The organism is Gilvimarinus gilvus (genome assembly GCF_030518155.1).
GTDB classification, from domain to species: Bacteria; Pseudomonadota; Gammaproteobacteria; order Pseudomonadales; family Cellvibrionaceae; genus Gilvimarinus; species Gilvimarinus gilvus.
Window position 1 is genome coordinate 1 of sequence record NZ_JAULRU010000598.1, and the last position, 312, is coordinate 312.

Annotated in this window: 1 protein-coding gene; it reads right to left on the reverse strand. The window is 45.8% G+C overall.

Going from position 1 to position 312, the window contains the following annotated elements:
- The coding region (locus QWI17_RS14880; RefSeq protein ID WP_302723317.1) for a solute carrier family 23 protein at positions 1-220 on the reverse strand (220 nt) is incomplete at its 3' end.
- Positions 221-312: the final 92 nt, after the last annotated feature.

The window sequence follows — 312 nt, forward strand, 5'->3', positions numbered from 1 at the left end:
TAAAAGTGCCGATTCCAGACACCATCAGTGCCATGCTGACAAGGTAAGGGACTTCACTGCCAAGCCCCAGGACTCCACCCACAATCAGTGTTGGGGTAATAATGCCGATAAAACTGGCAAGTACATGCTGTAACGCAGCAAATGTAGAAATCATAAATCCAGGCTTATCTTCCAGTCCAAAGACCAGATCGATAGGCGTAGAAGTGCTGTTTTTTGCCATTGTGATGTCACCTTAATTATTTTTATTTCGGTCATATCTCCCACTTCTTCGAGCAGGAGCTTCACAAACGATCTACCGGCCTCAAGCCGGTT